Source organism: Saccharothrix carnea (assembly GCF_003014735.1).
GTDB classification, from domain to species: Bacteria; Actinomycetota; Actinomycetes; order Mycobacteriales; family Pseudonocardiaceae; genus Actinosynnema; species Actinosynnema carneum.
Genome location: NZ_PYAX01000001.1, coordinates 659,344 through 676,008 on the forward strand (window position 1 = coordinate 659,344; position 16,665 = coordinate 676,008).

General features: G+C 69.7%; 17 protein-coding genes. 2 read left to right on the forward strand and 15 right to left on the reverse strand.

The features are described 5' to 3' along the window. Window position 1: 1 nt before the first annotated feature. From atpA to B0I31_RS03275, 9 genes are all read right to left on the reverse strand, one after another. Window positions 2-1,648 carry a F0F1 ATP synthase subunit alpha gene (gene atpA, locus B0I31_RS03235; protein WP_106613738.1) on the reverse strand — a complete coding sequence of 549 codons (1,647 nt, stop codon included), beginning with the start codon at window positions 1,646-1,648 and terminating at the stop codon, window positions 2-4. A 61-nt stretch (window positions 1,649-1,709) separates the two neighbouring features. After that, a complete protein-coding gene (locus B0I31_RS03240; RefSeq protein ID WP_106613739.1) occupies window positions 1,710-2,546 on the reverse strand; it encodes a F0F1 ATP synthase subunit delta in 837 nt (278 codons plus the stop codon). 10 nt (window positions 2,547-2,556) lie between these two features. Further along, on the reverse strand, window positions 2,557-3,105 hold the full coding sequence (locus tag B0I31_RS03245) for a F0F1 ATP synthase subunit B (protein WP_106613740.1): 549 nt from the start codon (window positions 3,103-3,105) through the stop codon (window positions 2,557-2,559). Between the two features lie 31 nt (window positions 3,106-3,136). Beyond that, a complete protein-coding gene (locus tag B0I31_RS03250; protein ID WP_106613741.1) occupies window positions 3,137-3,391 on the reverse strand; it encodes an ATP synthase subunit c family protein in 255 nt (84 codons plus the stop codon). A 61-nt stretch (window positions 3,392-3,452) separates the two neighbouring features. Next, window positions 3,453-4,232, reverse strand: coding sequence for a F0F1 ATP synthase subunit A (gene atpB / locus B0I31_RS03255; protein WP_106613742.1), 780 nt, complete (start codon window positions 4,230-4,232; stop codon window positions 3,453-3,455). A 152-nt stretch (window positions 4,233-4,384) separates the two neighbouring features. Beyond that, a complete protein-coding gene (locus tag B0I31_RS03260) occupies window positions 4,385-4,834 on the reverse strand; it encodes a Cg1360 family ATP-synthase-associated protein (protein WP_106613743.1) in 450 nt (149 codons plus the stop codon). Window positions 4,835-4,900: 66 nt separating this feature from the next. Further along, a complete protein-coding gene (locus tag B0I31_RS03265; RefSeq protein ID WP_083668077.1) occupies window positions 4,901-6,061 on the reverse strand; it encodes a glycosyltransferase family 4 protein in 1,161 nt (386 codons plus the stop codon). A 71-nt stretch (window positions 6,062-6,132) separates the two neighbouring features. Continuing rightward, complete coding sequence (locus B0I31_RS03270) at window positions 6,133-6,783, reverse strand: L-threonylcarbamoyladenylate synthase (protein ID WP_106613744.1); 651 nt, start codon at window positions 6,781-6,783, stop codon at window positions 6,133-6,135. A gap of 521 nt (window positions 6,784-7,304) precedes the next feature. Beyond that, the gene (locus B0I31_RS03275; protein ID WP_146173711.1) at window positions 7,305-7,967 is read right to left on the reverse strand and encodes a hypothetical protein; all 663 of its coding nucleotides are present in this window, start codon (window positions 7,965-7,967) and stop codon (window positions 7,305-7,307) included. A gap of 66 nt (window positions 7,968-8,033) precedes the next feature. Here B0I31_RS03275 and B0I31_RS03280 point away from each other — a divergent pair, with 66 nt between their 5' ends. Then, the gene (locus B0I31_RS03280; RefSeq protein ID WP_146173712.1) at window positions 8,034-8,681 is read left to right on the forward strand and encodes a hypothetical protein; all 648 of its coding nucleotides are present in this window, start codon (window positions 8,034-8,036) and stop codon (window positions 8,679-8,681) included. A gap of 14 nt (window positions 8,682-8,695) precedes the next feature. Here the strand turns inward: B0I31_RS03280 and prmC are convergent, their stop codons facing one another. The 5 genes from prmC to rpmE form a co-directional block, all read right to left on the reverse strand. Beyond that, complete coding sequence (gene prmC, locus B0I31_RS03285) at window positions 8,696-9,562, reverse strand: peptide chain release factor N(5)-glutamine methyltransferase (protein ID WP_106613747.1); 867 nt, start codon at window positions 9,560-9,562, stop codon at window positions 8,696-8,698. Window positions 9,563-9,580: 18 nt separating this feature from the next. Continuing rightward, entirely contained in the window at window positions 9,581-10,966 is a 1,386-nt protein-coding gene (gene lpdA / locus B0I31_RS03290) for a dihydrolipoyl dehydrogenase (RefSeq protein WP_106614024.1), read from the reverse strand. 10 nt (window positions 10,967-10,976) lie between these two features. After that, on the reverse strand, window positions 10,977-12,182 hold the full coding sequence (locus tag B0I31_RS03295; RefSeq protein ID WP_106613748.1) for an acyl-CoA thioester hydrolase/BAAT C-terminal domain-containing protein: 1,206 nt from the start codon (window positions 12,180-12,182) through the stop codon (window positions 10,977-10,979). 23 nt (window positions 12,183-12,205) lie between these two features. Next, entirely contained in the window at window positions 12,206-13,261 is a 1,056-nt protein-coding gene (prfA, locus tag B0I31_RS03300; RefSeq protein ID WP_245949623.1) for a peptide chain release factor 1, read from the reverse strand. Between the two features lie 113 nt (window positions 13,262-13,374). Then, complete coding sequence (rpmE, locus tag B0I31_RS03305) at window positions 13,375-13,587, reverse strand: 50S ribosomal protein L31 (protein WP_106613749.1); 213 nt, start codon at window positions 13,585-13,587, stop codon at window positions 13,375-13,377. 248 nt (window positions 13,588-13,835) lie between these two features. Here rpmE and B0I31_RS03310 point away from each other — a divergent pair, with 248 nt between their 5' ends. Then, window positions 13,836-14,246: a hypothetical protein gene (locus B0I31_RS03310; RefSeq protein ID WP_106613750.1), complete on the forward strand. Its 411-nt coding sequence runs from the start codon at window positions 13,836-13,838 to the stop codon at window positions 14,244-14,246. 81 nt (window positions 14,247-14,327) lie between these two features. Here the strand turns inward: B0I31_RS03310 and rho are convergent, their stop codons facing one another. Next, the gene (rho, locus tag B0I31_RS03315) at window positions 14,328-16,397 is read right to left on the reverse strand and encodes a transcription termination factor Rho (RefSeq protein WP_106613751.1); all 2,070 of its coding nucleotides are present in this window, start codon (window positions 16,395-16,397) and stop codon (window positions 14,328-14,330) included. Window positions 16,398-16,665 lie beyond the last annotated feature (268 nt).

Sequence of the window (16,665 nt, forward strand, 5' to 3'; positions counted from 1 at the left end):
GTCACTTCTCGGTCGGAGCGGGCCGGTTGACCTTCACCGACTCCTGTCCGACCTTGTCGGCGTCCATCGCGTCGGCGGGCGCCTCGTTGACCACCGTGGCACCACCCGAGGCGCTGAACTGCTGCTTGAACGCGTTGACGGCGTCCACGATGCCCTTCTCCGTGTCGTCCGACAACTTCTTGGACTCGCGGATGTCGGACAGGATCACGTCGTGGCTGCGCCGCACGTGGTTGAGGAACTCCGACTCGAACCGGCGGACGTCGGCCACCGGGATGTCGTCGTAGTGGCCGTTCGTGCCGAGGTAGATGGAGACGACCTGCTCCTCCATCGGGACCGGCGAGTACTGGCCCTGCTTGAGCAGTTCGACCAGGCGGGCGCCGCGGTCCAGCTGGGCGCGCGAGGCGGCGTCGAGGTCCGAGGCGAAGGCGGAGAACGCCTCCAGCTCGCGGAACTGCGACAGGTCAAGGCGCAGCGAGCCCGCGACCGTCTTCATCGCCTTGGTCTGCGCGGCGCCACCGACGCGGGAGACCGAGATACCCACGTTGACGGCCGGGCGCACACCGGCGTTGAACAGGTCGGACTCCAGGAAGCACTGGCCGTCGGTGATCGAGATGACGTTGGTCGGGATGTACGCCGACACGTCGTTGGCCTTGGTCTCGATGATCGGCAGACCGGTCATCGAGCCGCCGCCCATGTCGTCGGACAGCTTCGCGCAGCGCTCCAGCAGGCGCGAGTGCAAGTAGAAGACGTCGCCGGGGTAGGCCTCGCGGCCCGGCGGCCGACGCAGCAGCAGCGAGATGGCGCGGTACGCCTCCGCCTGCTTGGTCAGGTCGTCGAAGATGATCAGGACGTGCTTGCCCTGGTACATCCAGTGCTGGCCGATGGCCGAGCCGGTGTAGGGCGCGAGCCACTTGAAGCCGGCCGAGTCGGACGCGGGGGCGGCGACGATGGTGGTGTACTCCAGCGCGCCCGCCTCCTCCAGCGCGGCCTTGACGCCCGCGATGGTGGAGCCCTTCTGGCCGATGGCGACGTACACGCAGCGGACCTGCTGCTGCGGGTCGCCCGACTCCCAGGCCTTCTTCTGGTTGATGATCGTGTCGATGCAGACCGCGGTCTTGCCGGTCTTGCGGTCGCCGATGATCAGCTGGCGCTGGCCGCGGCCGATCGGGGTCATCGAGTCGATGGCCTTGATGCCGGTCTGCATCGGCTCGCTCACCGGCTGCCGCTGCAGCACGGACGCCGCCTGCAGCTCCAGGGCGCGGTTGTCGTCGGCCACGATGTCGCCGAGGCCGTCGATCGGCTGGCCGAGCGGGTTCACCACGCGGCCGAGGAAGCCGTCGCCGACCGGCACGGAGAGCACCTGGCCGGTCCGCTTGACCTCCTGGCCTTCTTCGATCTTGTCGAAGTCGCCCAGGATGACCGCGCCGATCTGGCGGACTTCCAGGTTCAGGGCCACGCCGAGCACGCCGCCGGGGAACTCCAGCAGCTCGTTGGTCATGGTGCCGGGCAGACCCTCGACGATGGCGATGCCGTCGTAGGTCTCCGCGACGACGCCGACCTCTTCCCGGCTGACTTCCGGGGAGTAGGTCGAGACGTACTTCTCGATCGCACTGCGGATCTCGTCCGACGAGATCGTCAGCTCCGCCATGTCGTTCCTGCTCTCACTTCGTTTTCGGGAAAGGGGCTTGTGGGCCGCGGTTCCGGTTCGGTCAGCCGGCGAGGTCGCGGCGCAGGGACGCCAACCGACCCGCCACGCTTCCGTCGATGACTTCGTCGCCGATCTTGATCAGCAGGCCGCCGCGCAGCGTCGGGTCGACCTCCACGTGCAGCGCGATCGGCCTGGAGTAGATCCGGGTCAGCGTGGCTTCGAGGCGTTCCTGCTGCGTCGCGTCCAGCTCGACGGCGGAACGGACGTAGGCGACGGAACGTTCCCGGCGCTTGGCCGCGAGCGACGCGAGCTCACCCAGGCCGTTGACGACTCCCTGGCCACGCGGTTCGCGGACGAGCTGGTCCACCAGGGTCTTGGTGGTGCCGTCGACCTTGCCCGCCACGAGGCTGTCGACCAGCGCGACCTTGCCTGCGGGCTCGGCCGCCGGGTCGGACAGCGCCAGCTCGAGCTCGTGGTTGCCCGCGATGATGCGGCCGAGCCGGAACAGCTCGTCCTCGACGGAGTCGAGCTTGCCGTCCCGCTCCGCCCGCACCAGCAGCGTGGTGCGGGCCAGCGACTCGATGCCGTCGACCAGCTCGCGCGGGCTGGACCAGCGCGCGGTGACGACCGTGGCCAGCACCTGCACGGTCACGTCGGCGACCTTGCCGTCGAGCAGGCCGTGCAGCAGCTGTTCCCGGGACGCGGGGTCCGAGGAGTTGTCGGCCAGCGCCCGGCGCAGCGCGGGCTGCGCCGACAGCAGGCTGACGACCGCGAACAGCTCCCCGCCCAGCTCACCCAGGGACTCGCTGGCGGTGGGGCCGGTCGTGCCGTCGACGACTTCCAGCAGCCGCAGTTCGGCGGCGGCCAGGGCGTCACGGCTAGCGGCGTGCAGCGTCATCGGCGTTCCCTCACTTGGCGGCCGGAGCCGACGTGCCGTCGAGCTCGGAGAGGAAACGGTCGACGGTGCCCCGGCGGCGCACCTCGTCCTCCAGCGACTCGCCGACGACCCGGTCCGCCAGGTCGATGGCCAGCCGGCCCAGCTCACCACGCAGCTCCGCGACGATCTGCGCGCGCTGCGTCTCGAGCTGGGTCTGCCCCTGCGCGACGATCCGCGCGGACTCCTCCTGCGCCTTGGCGCGCAGCTCGCTGATGATCTGCTCGCCCTCGATGCGGGCGTCGTCGCGGATGCGGGCCGCCTCGGCACGGGCCTCGGCCAGCTGCGCCTTGTACTGCTCGAGCGCCTGCTGGGCCTGGGCCTGCGCCTGCTCGGCCTTCTCGATCCCGCCCTCGATCTTGGCGGCACGCTCCGCGTACAACGTCTCGAAGCGCGGCGACACGAACTTCTTGATGACGAAGAGCAGCAGCAGGAACGAGATCAGGCCGAGGATGATCTCCGACGTGTGCGGCAGGACGGGGTTGATGGCCCCTTCCTCCGCCGCCAAGATGAGGGTATTCATCACAAACCTCTCTGATGCGATGAACCGGTACTCAGCCCGCGGTCGCGAGGAAGTACACGACGAAGCCGAGCAGCGCGAGCACCTCGACGATGGCGAACGTGGTCCAGGCCAGGCTCAGCAGCACGCCGCGAGCCTCGGGCTGACGGGCGGTGCCGTTGATGACCGAGGAGAAGATCAGACCCACGCCGATGCCGGGGCCGATCGCCGCGAGGCCGTAGCCGATGGCAGCGAGACCCTGGTTCAGGTTGACGTTCGCGGCTTCCTGAGCAAGAACGATAGCGCTCACTTGTGCTGTTCCCTTTCCAACTCGGTCCGCGAACGCTCGCGGATCGGAGGCTTGTGATTTCTCAGTGCTCTTCGGCCAGCGCCGCGCCGATGTAGTTGGCGGACAGCAGCGCGAAGATGTAGGCCTGCAGAACCATGATCAGCGCTTCCAGGAACGTCAACGCGATGGCGAAGACGAACGCGATGGGCGCGACCACGACGGTGATGCCGCCGGCGAAGAGCAGGTACTCACCCGCCAAGGTGAACACCAGCAAGAGCAGGTGACCCGCGAACATCGCCGCGAAAACTCGGATCGCGAGCGTGAGCGGGTTCAGGAAGAACTTCTGGAAGAACTCGATCGGAATCAGCAGGATGAGCACGAACCACGGCGCGCCGGGCGGCATGGTCTGGTGCTTCAGGTAACCCACGAAACCGTGCCGCTTGAAGCCGACGAAGTGGTACACGGGGTAGATCACGAGCACCGAGACGGCCAGCGGGAAACCGATGTGCGACATCGTCGGGAACTGCACGACGGGGATGAGCCCGAACAGGTTGTTCACCAGGATGAAGGTGAAGACCGTGAGGATCAGCGGGACGAAGGGCTTGAAGTCCTTGGCGCCGATCTGCTCGCGTGCGATCGAGTTGCGACCGATGTCGTAGAGCGACTCGGCGGCGAACTGGAACTTGCCGGGAACGAGCTTGAGGTTGCGGGTCGCCGCGATGAAGAACGCACCGATGATCAAGATCGAGAGCACCAGAAGCACCATGGGCTTGGTGACCTCACCGAAGATCGGTGGGAGGAAGAAGTCCTTCACGCCGGGTGCGACGAACTCATCACCCGCAGCCAGCACCATCGTGGTCACTGTGTTCCTTCCGGTTCTCCCGGCCGGCGTTCACTCCGCCGGGGGAATCGTCACGATCGGGACTTAACGTACCTTACGGACCGCAAGCGCCCGCGAGAGGCACCCCACCTACCTGGGTGTCCCGTCTTGCGCGCACCGTACCAGTCGGTAGATCAGGTGTTTCCAGGGGTCGGGATGACGATCTGACTGCGACTGCGCTTGGAGGCGCGCACCTCCATGGCGGTGGCGACCAGGATGGTCGCGGCCATGGTCAGGGCCAGCGCGTTGGTGTGCAGCACGGGGAACTGGCGCAGCAGCACCATCACCGCGAACAGCAGGATCAGCTTCCCCATGAACCCGGCGAACGCCGCCACCATGATCACCTGGAGCGGCATCGCGGCGGTGCGGTGCATGAGCAGCAGCGTCCCCGCCGAGGACAGGCACGCGATGGTGCCGCCGATCAGCGCGGCCACCAGGCCGGGGACACCGGCCAGCACGGTCCAGAGGATCGCGCCCGCGACCACGGTCCCGAGTGCCGCCCACAGCGCGCTGCGGTACATCTCACCTGCGAGTCGTCGCACGACGGCCTCGTGCGTCCACTCCGTCTTCTCCGGAGAGCTCATGTCACCTCTTCCCACCCATCGGGACCGAGTGTAAAGAGCCCTTGGTACTCACCACCCCATCGGGGGTCAGGTGCGGCGGACTTCACGAAGCCTGGGTATCGCGGAGACCAACAGTGCGAGAACAAGTCCGATCGCCAGGCACCACACCACCACCACGACGTCGAACAGCGTCAGCGCGACCGCGCCGAAGGCCAGCACCCCGGCCCACAAGTAGATCAACAGCACCGCGCGGCGCTGCGAGTGGCCGATCTCCAGCAGCCGGTGGTGCAGGTGCATCTTGTCCGCGGAGAACGGGCTCTCACCACGACGCGTCCGGCGGACCACGGCCATCAGCAGGTCCAGCAGCGGCACGAACAGCACCGCCGCGACCACCACCAACGGCGACAAGAGGCCGAGCACGTCGGTAGCCCGAACCGACTCGTAGTTGATCTTCCCGGAGGCCGAGATCGTGGCCGCCGCCAGCATCAGCCCGATCAGCATCGACCCGGAGTCACCCATGAAGATCCGCGCCGGGTTGAAGTTGTGCGGCAGGAACCCCAGGCAGGCGCCCGCCAGCGTGGCGGCGATCAGCGCGGGCGGGTAAGCGCCCACGTCACCGCCGTTGTTCGCCAACAACCCGATCGAGAACACGCACGTGGCCGCCGCCGCGATCAACCCGATGCCCGCCGCCAGCCCGTCCAGGCCGTCCACGAAGTTCATCGCGTTGACCATCGTCACGGCCAGCAGCACGCTCAGGATCGCGCCCTGGTTCTGGTCCAGCGACAGCAGCGACCCGGTGCCCTCGCCGTCGTCACCCCACGGCACCCAGAACAACAGCCACTGCAGGCCGAACAGCACCAGGATGCCCGCCGCCGTCACCTGGCCCGCGAGCTTCGTCAGCGAGTCCAGCTCGAACCGGTCGTCCAGCACGCCGACCAGCACGATCACGCCACCACCCACGATCACCGCGTACGGGTCGTAGGAGAAGTCGAACGCCGAGCGCAGCACCGGCAGCTGGTGCGCCAGCAGCATGCCGCCGAGCACCCCGCCGTACATGGCGAGACCACCCATCCGGGGCATGGGTTTGACGTGCACGTCCCGTTGGCGGGGGTAGGCCACCGCGCCGATCCGGAACGCCAGGACGCGCACCAAGCCGACGAGCAGGAACGTCACGACCGCCGCGGTCAGCGCGACGAGCAGGTACTCCCGGACGGGGAGGACGTTGGACACGGCAGGCAACTGGCCCACAGCAGGCTAGCCCCTCGGCAGTGGGGTGACGGGCGGTGGAACCACCACGCTACTCCGATCGGGAAGATCCACTAGCGCGCGACCTCGACTTCGACACCCAACGCCTTGGAAACCTCCGCCACCGGCACCGCGCCCTCCCGCAACACGACGGGGTCCGGCCCGGTCAGGTCCACGATCGTGGACGCGATGTTCTCGGCCGCCGGCCCACCGTCCAGGTAGACGCCGACCTCCTCGCCGAGCTGGTCCCAGGCCTCCTGCGCCGTGCCCGCCGGTGGGAAACCGGACTTGTTCGCGCTCGACACCGCCATCGGACCGACGTCACGGAGCAGCTCCAGCGCGACGGGGTGCAACGGCATCCGCAGCATCACGGTGCCCCTGGTGTGACCGAGATCCCACGCCAACGACGGCGCGTGCGGCAGCACCAACGACAACCCGCCGGGCCAGAACGCCTCGATCAACGCCCGTGCCTGCCGAGGAACGCCGAGGACCAACCCGTCGATCGTCGTCCACGACCCGACCAGCACAGGAACGGGCATGTCCGGCCCCCGCCCCTTGGCCTCCAACAGGGCACGCACCGCGGACGCGTCGAACGCATCACACCCGATGCCGTAGACCGTGTCAGTGGGAAGGACCACCAACCGCCCGGACCGCACCGCACCCGCAGCAGCCGCAAGCCCCGCCGCCCGATCAGCCGGAACACCACAATCGTAGACCGTGCTCACCCTGCTGATCCAAGCACAGCACCACCAACCCCAGCGTCCGAGGTCACACACAACCTCCAAGACCACCCGAACACCCACCACACAGCACAGCCCCACAGCCGCCGACAGCCCACCGGCCAGGGATGGATGACGCAGGCGGGCAGCCGACGAGCGCAGGGAAATGGCAGGAGAGCCAAACGCGCAGTCGAAACGACATCAACCGACCCACATCGGACCCGCAGCAGGACCGCAAAAGGCTCGATTTTACATGGGGTTCGGGTGCTTTAGGCTGGTCGAAGCCGGCAGGCCTGGCGGGACGCTTTTCCCCGCCGGGCCTGCCGGCTTTGGCCTGCCTGGAGTACCCGTAAGGGGCCCCATGTCAAATCGAGCCTGACCCAACCACCGAGCCGCCCTGAACGTTGAACTCAGGTCTCCTGAACGTTGAACTCACACGCCCTGAACGTTGGACTCTCGCGCCCCGAACGTACGACTCACGCGTCGTGAACGTTGAACTCGGGGGTTCTGAACGTAGGACACGCGGGTCAGCGGCCGGGGTCGACCGCCCACCCCCGCCTCCGGTGGGCCATCACGAACCCGAACACCAGCGCACCACCGACCGCCACCCCCGCCACCGTCACCACCGCACTGCCGATCGCCGCACCCACGAACGGCAGCACCAGCACCGCCAACCCGACCACCGCCGCCGTCCACACGTCCGGCTCCACCCACCGCCACCGCCGCGCCTCCACCAACCGCCCGCGCAGCCCGGTCGCGAACGCGATCAGCTCCGGGTGCGGGCTCAGCGCGATGATCTCCTCCACCAACTCCCGGCACTCGGCCCACTGGCGGGCGTTCGCCACGACCAGTGCACCGTCCGGCCCGATACCTCGCACGTCCGCCGTCCGGGCCGCCAAAGCGATGGCCAGGTGGGTGCGCAGCACGTCATCCGCCCTCGCCTCGCCACCACGCCCCAGCTCACCGCGCACCACCTCGACCGCCGCCCCGCTGTCCCCGCCGTCGCCGCTGTCGCCGCGGTCGCCGCGGTCGCCGCCCGGACCATCCCCCAACGCTGACATCACCGCCGTGAGGGCACGCGCCAACCGCCCACGATCGGCCTCGGCGAAATCAGTCAGGTCCGCGTAGACGATCCTCGCCGCGAGCCATTCCCTGAGTTCGCTCCACTCGTTCGGCTTATTGACAGCCATCGCGGGTTCTCCGATTTACTCGGCGGAGCGTGACCGTCCAGATTATCCCCGATGGCGAGGCGCCCGGTGAATCCGAAAAACCCGATCGGCGCCCTCCCACTGGCGCTGACCTTCACCGCCGTGTACCTGACCGTCGCCGGAACCGCCGGCTATCTGACGCTCACCGCACGCCAACCCACCCCAACCCCCACCCTCGCCGCCGCACCTTCCCTCCCCGCAATCCCCAGCACAACCACCACAACCACCGCCCCACCCACCACAACCACCACCAACCCCACCCCCGACCAGCGACAAATCCAGGCACCGGGCGGCCTCACCACCACCATCCCGGCCGACTGGACCGTCACCACCGGCACGGTCGCCACCACCCTCGTCGCCACCGACCCGGCGTCACCCGAACGTGAAGTCCGACTCGGCGGCGCACCGGTCACCGACCCGGCGAAAACGCTGCTCGACCGCATCACCGAAGCAGCCACCGACCGCGAACGCGAGCCCGGCCACCGAAGGGTCACGCTCGCCGCCACCACGATCCGCGACCACCCGGCCGTCACCTGGGAATTCACCGAGAACACCCCGACCGGCCCCAAACAGGTGGCCACCGCGTTCTGGGAAGTCGCCGGCGTCGAATACGTCCTCTACTCCGCCGGCCCACCCGCCGAGTGGGACCTGACCCGCACCCGTCTCACCCTGATGGTCGACGCAGCCAAGCCCTGACCTCCAACCAACCTTCACACCCCGACCCGACGCGCCGTGGCGAACCGCGGCCTCCCCGCCAGATCAGAGTGGTCCTCCACCTCGGTCAGCACCCGACGCGTCTCCAGCAAAGCGGGCACCGCACCCCCGTGGGTGTCGTCGTGCTCGATCGCCACGTACCCCCCGGGCTTGAGCAGCCGAGCCGCCAGCCCGACGACGTGCCGGATCACCTCCAGCCCGTCCGCCCCGCCGAAGACGGCGTGCCGCGGGTCGTGGTCCGCCACCTCCGGCTGCACCTCGACCCCGTCCGGCACGTACGGCGGGTTGCACAGCACGAGGTCGACCTGCCCGTCGAGGTCCGCCAACACCTCGGGCTCGGTCACATCACCGGCGTGCAACGTGATCGGCGTGTCGCCGGCCACCGCACGCGCCTCCGCGTTGCGGCGCGCCCACGCCAACGCCGAGGGATCACGCTCCACCGCGTGCACGGACGCGCGCGGCAACCGGTGGGCCACCGCCAACGCCAGCGCACCGGACCCCGTGCACAGGTCCACCACCACCGGGTCGTCCACTTCCACAGTGGACAGACCCCACTCCAGCACCAGCTCGGTCTCCGGGCGCGGGATGAACACGCCCGGACCGACCTCCAGGTCCACGTCCCCCAGCCACGCCCGCCCGGTGATGTGCTGCAACGGCACGCGCGTCGCGCGCTGCCGCACGACCTTGTGCAGCGCGTCCACCACCGGCGGGTCGACCAGCGGGATGAGCGGCAACCGCGACCGCTCCACCCCGAGCACGTGCGCGGCCAGCAGCTCCGCGTCCACCCGGGGACTGTCGACACCCGCCGCGGCCAGCAGGCGTTCCGCTTCCATGATGGCCAGCCGCAACGGGTGTCGGGTCATGCACCTACCCTAAGCCGGTCAGAAGTTGATCATGTGCCCGGCCAGGCCGTGCACCGCTTCCTTGACCGCCTCGCCCAACGTCGGGTGCGCGTGCACGTTGCGCGCCACCTCGTGCACGGTCAGGTCCCACTGCTGGGCCAGCGTCAGCTCCGGCAGCAACTCGGTCACGTCCGGTCCGATCAGGTGACCACCGAGCAGCTCGCCGTACTTGCCGTCGCTGATCAGCTTCACGAACCCGGCCGAGTCGCCGATGCCGTGCGCCTTGCCGTTCGCGGTGAACGGGAACTTCGCCACCTGCACGTCGAACCCGCGCTCCCGCGCCTGCGCCTCGGTCCACCCGAACGACGCGATCTGCGGCTGGCAGTACGTCGCCCGCGGGATCATCACGAAGTCCAGCTCCATGGTCTCCGCGCCCGCGATGGTCTCCGCGGCGATGATGCCCATCGACTCGGCGGCGTGCGCGAGCATCAGCTTCGCCGTCACGTCACCGATCGCGAAGATGTTCTCCACGTTCGTGCGGCCACGCCCGTCGACCGCGATCGCGCCGCGCTCGGTCAGCTGCACGCCGGTCTTCTCCAGCCCGTAGCCCTCGACCCGCGGCTGGAAGCCGATGGCCTGCAGGACCTTGTCGGCCTCCAGGACCTCCTCGACACCACCCTTGGACACCGTCACGCGCACGCGCGGCCCGGAGTCGTCGATGGACTCGACCTTCGTGGACGTCCGCACGTCGATCCCGAGCCGCTTGTACCGCTTGGCCAGCTCGGCCGACACCTCGGCGTCCTCCAGCGGCACCACCCGGTCGAGGAACTCGACGATGGTGACCTTCACGCCGTAGTTGTGCAGCACGTACGCGAACTCGACGCCGATGGCGCCCGCACCCGCGATGACGATGCTCTCCGGCAGGTCCTGCGACAGGATCTGCTCCTCGTACGTCACCACCCGTTCGGACAGCTTCGTACCCGGCAGCAACCGCGTCGTCGCGCCCGCCGCGATGATCGCGTGGTTGAACGTGACGGTCTCGTCACCCACCTGGATGGTGTTGGCGTCGAGGAACGTCCCCCGCCCGTTGTACTCGGTGATGCCGTTCTTCTTCATCAGGAAGTGCACGCCCTTGACGCGCCCGTCCGCGACCTTGCGGCTGCGCTCGTAGGCGACGCCGTAGTCGAACTTCACCGTGCCGTCGACCTGGATGCCGTAGGTCTTCTGCTCGTGGGTGAACAGGTGCGCGAGCTCCGCGTTGCGCAGGAGCGCCTTCGACGGGATGCAGCCCACGTTCAGGCAGACCCCGCCCCAGTAACGCTCCTCGATGATCGCCGTCTTCAGCCCCAGCTGGGCCGCCCGGATCGCGGCGACGTACCCGCCTGGCCCCGCACCGAGGACCACGACGTCAAAGTGTGCGCTCATGAGCGACACATTAGGTGCCCAATTGGTCCGAGAAGAACTCGACGGTCCGACGCCACGCGTCCGCGCGGGCGGCGGCCGTGGCGGCGGGCGTGCCGCCCATCGAGAACCGCACGCCGGGCCCCGGTACCACGACGTCCGTCGCCGGTCGGTGCGGCGGCCCCGCGATCAGGTGTCCTGCCTCGGGGTACACCACCCGTTCGTGCCGGAACGCGTGCCCGTGCCCGGTCAGCCGCCGCCAAGCGACCTCGCTCAGCTCCGCGCACGGCCACGACTCGTCCTGCCCGGATGAGAGCAGCAACACACCGCCTTCGATCCGCTCGACGGGGATCTCGGCGTCCTCCGGGATGCCGTCGGTGAGGTCGAACGCCGACCGCAACGACACCGGCTCGTCGTCGACCACCGCGCGGCGCAGCTCCGCCGGGATCGCGTACGGCAGGTACGGCAGCGGCCTGCCCTGCCAGGTCCACGACGCGGCCTCGTGCTCCAGCTTCTGCAGCAACCTCTGACCCGGACCGATGCACTGCGTGACGACGCCGCTGCCTACCACGCTCACCACGGCCTTGACCTGCGGGAACGTCGCGCCGACCAGCAAAGCCAGCTCACCGCCGCGCGACCCGCCGACGACTCCGAGCTCCCCCGCCCGCGCGCCGAGCCACTCCAGCGCGGTCCCGACGTACTCCAGCGGGACCTCGACCAGGTCCTCGGCGACACCGGGCACGCCGAAGTAGGCCAGCGCGAGCGCCGCGAACCCGTGCCCGGCGAGCAGCGCCGCGTCCAGCTCGTGCAGCCCGCCCTCGGACCCGCCCAGGACCAGCACACCGGGGTGCACGCCCCCGCCCTCGGGCTCGAACAGCACCCCGACCAGGCCGTTCTCTTGCACCTCGGTCCGCCGCACCCCCTCGGGCACGGTCCGCCGCTCCAGCTCCACCTTGCCGACCCCGACGACCTCGACCAGCACGGGCCCGGCCGACTCACCCGTCCGGGTCATGGACCAGAACAACCCCATCGGGTCGACGCCCGAGTAGTCGCCCTCGACCGGCGCGTGCCTGGTCAGGTCCACCACGCCACGCTCGTCAGCCAGGAACACCGCCGATGCGGACCAGTCGCCCGTGGACGCGCTCACCGTGACCCGTTCGTCCGGTGGCAGGTCGACGACCCGGACCTCCAGCACCGCGTCGAGGGGAGCGCTCCGCGGGTTCACCAGGATTTCCGCCATCGCGCCGCCCCCTCATCATCGCCTCACCCGCCGGCGAGCCGCTCCGCGCGGTCCGCTGCCGCCAACGCGTCCAGCACCGCGTCCAGGTCGCCGTCGAGCACCTGATCCAGGTTATGGGCTTTGTACCCAACCCGGTGATCGGAGATGCGCGATTCCGGGAAGTTGTAGGTCCGCACGCGCTCCGAGCGGTCCACCGTGCGGATCTGCGTGCGGCGGGCGTCCGACGCCTCCTGCTGCTGCTTCTCCTCGGCCAACGCGGTCAGCCGGGCCTGCAGCACCTGCATCGCGCGCGCCTTGTTCTGCAGCTGGCTGCGCTCGTTCTGGCAGGACACCACGATGCCGGTCGGCAGGTGCGTGATGCGCACCGCCGAGTCGGTCGTGTTGACGCTCTGCCCACCCTTGCCCGACGAGCGGAACACGTCCACGCGCAGGTCGTTCTCGTCGATCTCGACCTCGACCTCGTCCAGCTCCGGGAACACCAGGACGCCGGCGGCGGAGGTGTGGATGCGGCCCTGCGACTCGGTCACCGGCACCCGCTGCACGCGGTGCACGCCGCCCTCGTACTTCAGCCGCGACCACACGCCGTCCGGGGTGACGGCGCGGCTCTTGATGGCCACCGTGACGTCCTTGTAGCCGCCCAGGTCGGAATCCGTGCCGTCGAGCACTTCGGCTTTCCACCCGTGGCGTTCGGCGTACCGCAGGTACATGCGCAGCAGGTCGCCCGCGAACAGGGCGGACTCCTCGCCGCCCTCACCGGACTTGATCTCCAGCACGACGTCCGCGCCGTCGTGCGGGTCGCGCGGCAGGAGGAGCTCGGTCAGCTTCGACTCCAGCGCCGGCACGGCCTTGGCCAGCTCCTCGGCCTCCTCGGCGAACGTCGGGTCCTCGGCGGCCAGCTCACGGGCCGTCTCCAGGTCGGACTTCGCCTGCTCCAGCTCGCGGGCGGTCTTCACGATCGGGGTCAGCTCGGCGTAGCGCTTGCCGAGTTTCCGCGCGCCCGCCTGGTCGGCGTGCACCGAGGGGTCGGCGAGCTTGGCCTCCAGCTCGGCGTGCTCGGCCAGCAGGGCGTCCAGCGTCACGATCGTGCTCCGGTCTTGGGGTTCGCAGAGGTGGTGCTTCGGTGCGTCGCAGCGCGGTGCGGAGACGACAACGGCGCCCACCCTCGGAATCGGGGTGGACGCCGTTCTGGCAGCTACTTGGCGCGCTTGCCGTAGCGGGCCTCGAAGCGCGCGACCCGACCACCGGTGTCGAGGATCTTCTGCTTGCCCGTGTAGAACGGGTGGCAGTTGGCGCAGATCTCGACGTGGATGGCGCCGGACGTCTTGGTGCTGCGGGTGGTGAAGGTGTTGCCACAACCGCAGGTGACCTCGGTCGTCACGTACTCGGGGTGAATGCCGGTCTTCAACGTCTTGTCCCTTTCCTAAGTGGCCGCCGGGTCCTCGTTGGGGATTCTTCGAGGTGAACCGGAGCCGGACTCGACCCGACAGTGTGCCAGATCGGCTGTCACCGACTGCAACGCCAGGCACGGTGGGCTTGTTCCCGGTGGGCAGCGTCACAACCGCTCGCCGATGGTGGTCGACCATTCGGCGCACGAGGTAACCGCTGAACTACACAGTGCAGCGGTCCACGTTGCGCGGACGCCACACTGGCGGCGTGTTGTGCACTGTCGGGCGTCCCCTGCCGCTGACCGCGTGGCTGGCTGTGCCCTTCCTGTTCAGCATCGCCGTCCTGGGTCTCACCGGATTGGGTGGCCTGCTCCTGGGTGCGCCGGCGTACCTGGTCCTGTCGAGCCCGGTCTTCGGCGCGGGTGTCGCCGTGGGCGTGGCCGCCTCCGGCACCGTCCTGTGGACCGCGCGGTGGCAGCGGGTGTGGCTGCGCTGGCCGTACCTGGCCGCCGTGCTGGCGGTCGGCGTGCTGCTGGACGGCGTGCGCGTGCCCGTGGTGGCCCTGGTCGGGCTGGGCGTGCCGGTCACCGCGCTGCTGGTCGCCCAGTACTTCCACGAACGCCGCCGCACCGCCGAGCTGGCCGAGGCGGGCCTGGCGGCGCCCTCCCCGCCCTGCTGACCCCTCGACCACCCCACCCCACCAACGCCCGAAGGCCCGTCCGGCAGTCACGCCGGGCGGGCCTTCGGTCGTCGCGCGCGGTCAGTCGTTGTCCGCGCCCGGGGTGGTCTTGGCCACCTGCATCAGGAACTCGATGTTCGTGCGGCTCTTGCGCAACCGGTCGAGCAGCAGGTCGATGGCCTGCTGGCTGTCCAGGGCGTGCAGCACCCTGCGCAGCTTGTGCATGACCGCCAGCTCGTCCGGCGAGAGCAGCAGGTCTTCCTTGCGGGTACCGGACGAGTCGACGTCCACCGCGGGGAAGGTCCGCTTGTCCGCGATCTTCCGGTCGAGCTTGAGCTCGGCGTTACCCGTGCCCTTGAACTCCTCGAAGATCACGCTGTCACCCGCGGACCCGGTCTCGACCAGGGCCGTCGCGATGACGGTCAGCGAGCCGCCGCCCTCGATGTTGCGGGCCGCGCCCAGGAACCGCTTCGGCGGGTACAGGGCGGTCGAGTCGACACCACCGGACAGGATCCGGCCGCTCGCGGGGGCCGCGAGGTTGTAGGCACGACCCAGCCGGGTGATCGAGTCCAGCAGCACGACCACGTCGTGACCCATCTCGACCAGGCGCTTCGCCCGCTCGATGGCCAGCTCCGAGATCGTGGTGTGGTCCGACGGCGGGCGGTCGAAGGTGGAGGCGATGACCTCGCCCTTCACCGACCGCTGCATGTCGGTGACCTCTTCGGGGCGCTCGTCCACCAGCACCACCATCAGGTGGCACTCGGGGTTGTTCTTCGTGATCGCGTTCGCGATCGACTGGAGCACCGAGGTCTTGCCCGCCTTCGGCGGCGACACGACCAGGGCGCGCTGGCCCTTGCCGATCGGCATCACCAGGTCGATGACGCGCGTGGTGAGGATGTGCGGTTCCGTCTCGAGGCGCAGGCGCTCGTTCGGGTACAGCGGCGTCAGCTTGGTGAAGTCCGGCCGGTTGCGGGACTCCTCCGGGTCGAGGCCGTTGATCTTGTCCACCCGCACCAGGGGGTTGAACTTCTGGCGCTGCTGCTCGCCGTCGCGCGGCTGCCGCACGGCGCCGATCAGGGCGTCGCCGCGGCGCAGCCCGTACTTGCGGACCAGCGACAACGACACGTACACGTCGTTCGGCCCGGCCAGGTAGCCCGAGGTGCGGACGAACGCGTAGTTCTCCAGCACGTCGAGGATGCCCGCCACGGGCAGCAGGACGTCGTCGTCGCGCACCTCGGTGTCGGTGGGCTGGCCGCCGTCCTCGCCGCGGCCACCGCGGCGGCGGCGGTCGCGGAAGCGGCGACCGCGACGGCCGCCGTCCTCGTCGTCGCCGTCGTTGCCGCTCTGCTGGCGGTTGCGGTTCTGGTCGCGGTCGCGGCCACCCCGGTCGCCGCGGTCGTCCCGCCCACCCCGGTCCTGGCGGTCGCCGCGGTTGCCGCGCTCGCCCCGGTCCTGGCGCTGTTCGCGCTGCTCGGAGCGGTCCTGGCGGTCACCGCGGTCGGACCGGTCACCCCGGTCGGACCGCTCCGCGCGGTCGGACCGCTCCGCGCGGTCGGGCCGCTCGGGGCGCTCGGCCTGGCGGCCCTCACCCTGCTGGCGATCGGCCTGGACGCGCTCGGCCTGAGCGGGCCGCTCGGCCTGCGGCGGTGCCTGGCGGTCCTCCGCGGCCGGAGCCTCGGGGCTGCCCGCGGGGCGGTTGGCGGAACGGCGGCGGCGGTTGCCGCGGCGGCCACCGTCCTCCTCCGCGGCGGGCCGCTCGGCCACGTCGAGCTGTTGCTGGGTCGGCTTGTCCACGGCGGGAGCCTCGACGGCCTTCGCCACCGCGGGCGCGGACTCGACGGCCGCCTTGGGCGCCTCGGCCTTCTTCTCGGCCTTGGGCGGCGTCGCGGCACTGCCCCGACCGGAGGTGCCGCCCTGCCGCTCCTTGATGGCGGCGATCAGGTCGCCCTTGCGGAGGCCGGCCACGCCGGTGATACCCAGCTGACCTGCGAGTTCACGGAGTTCGGCCAGCACCATTCCAGAGAGGCCCGCGCGCTTGCGCGGCGTGGCACTGCCGTTCGAAGGGGTGGTCAGAGCGTTCTCCTCGGCTCCGGAACTGGCAGCGGCGGGAGCAGCAGGAGCTTGGCTGCTCAGTACTTCGGTGTTGGTCACACATGTCCTTCCTGACCGGAGCGCGCCTCCTACGCGTTCCAGCGGACCTGCCGTCCGACGGAATGCGGTGCGGCAGTTTCGTCCCGGTTCAGGCGGACCTGGCGACGGCGCGGAACGCGCACGAAAGCGGAGTCCTCCGGTACGGGACTTCGGTCACACGGCGAGCGGGTGCCTTCCAGCGTCGACCCCGTCCATACGGCACAGAGCCAAGTCACTGGAGAAATGCGATCCGGAACGAACGTCCGGGCACCACACCGGCGCCCGTGCG

Coding starts and splice junctions, on each gene's coding strand:
- B0I31_RS03260 (WP_106613743.1), bottom strand. CDS start 4,834: ATGAGCTCTCCGGAGAAGACGGAGTGGACGCACGAGGCCGTCGTGCGA.
- B0I31_RS03295 (WP_106613748.1), bottom strand. CDS start 12,182: ATGGCGGAAATCCTGGTGAACCCGCGGAGCGCTCCCCTCGACGCGGTG.
- B0I31_RS03240 (WP_106613739.1), bottom strand. CDS start 2,546: ATGACGCTGCACGCCGCTAGCCGTGACGCCCTGGCCGCCGCCGAACTG.
- lpdA (WP_106614024.1), bottom strand. CDS start 10,966: ATGAGCGCACACTTTGACGTCGTGGTCCTCGGTGCGGGGCCAGGCGGG.
- B0I31_RS03245 (WP_106613740.1), bottom strand. CDS start 3,105: ATGAATACCCTCATCTTGGCGGCGGAGGAAGGGGCCATCAACCCCGTC.
- prmC (WP_106613747.1), bottom strand. CDS start 9,562: ATGACCCGACACCCGTTGCGGCTGGCCATCATGGAAGCGGAACGCCTG.
- B0I31_RS03275 (WP_146173711.1), bottom strand. CDS start 7,967: ATGGCTGTCAATAAGCCGAACGAGTGGAGCGAACTCAGGGAATGGCTC.
- atpA (WP_106613738.1), bottom strand. CDS start 1,648: ATGGCGGAGCTGACGATCTCGTCGGACGAGATCCGCAGTGCGATCGAG.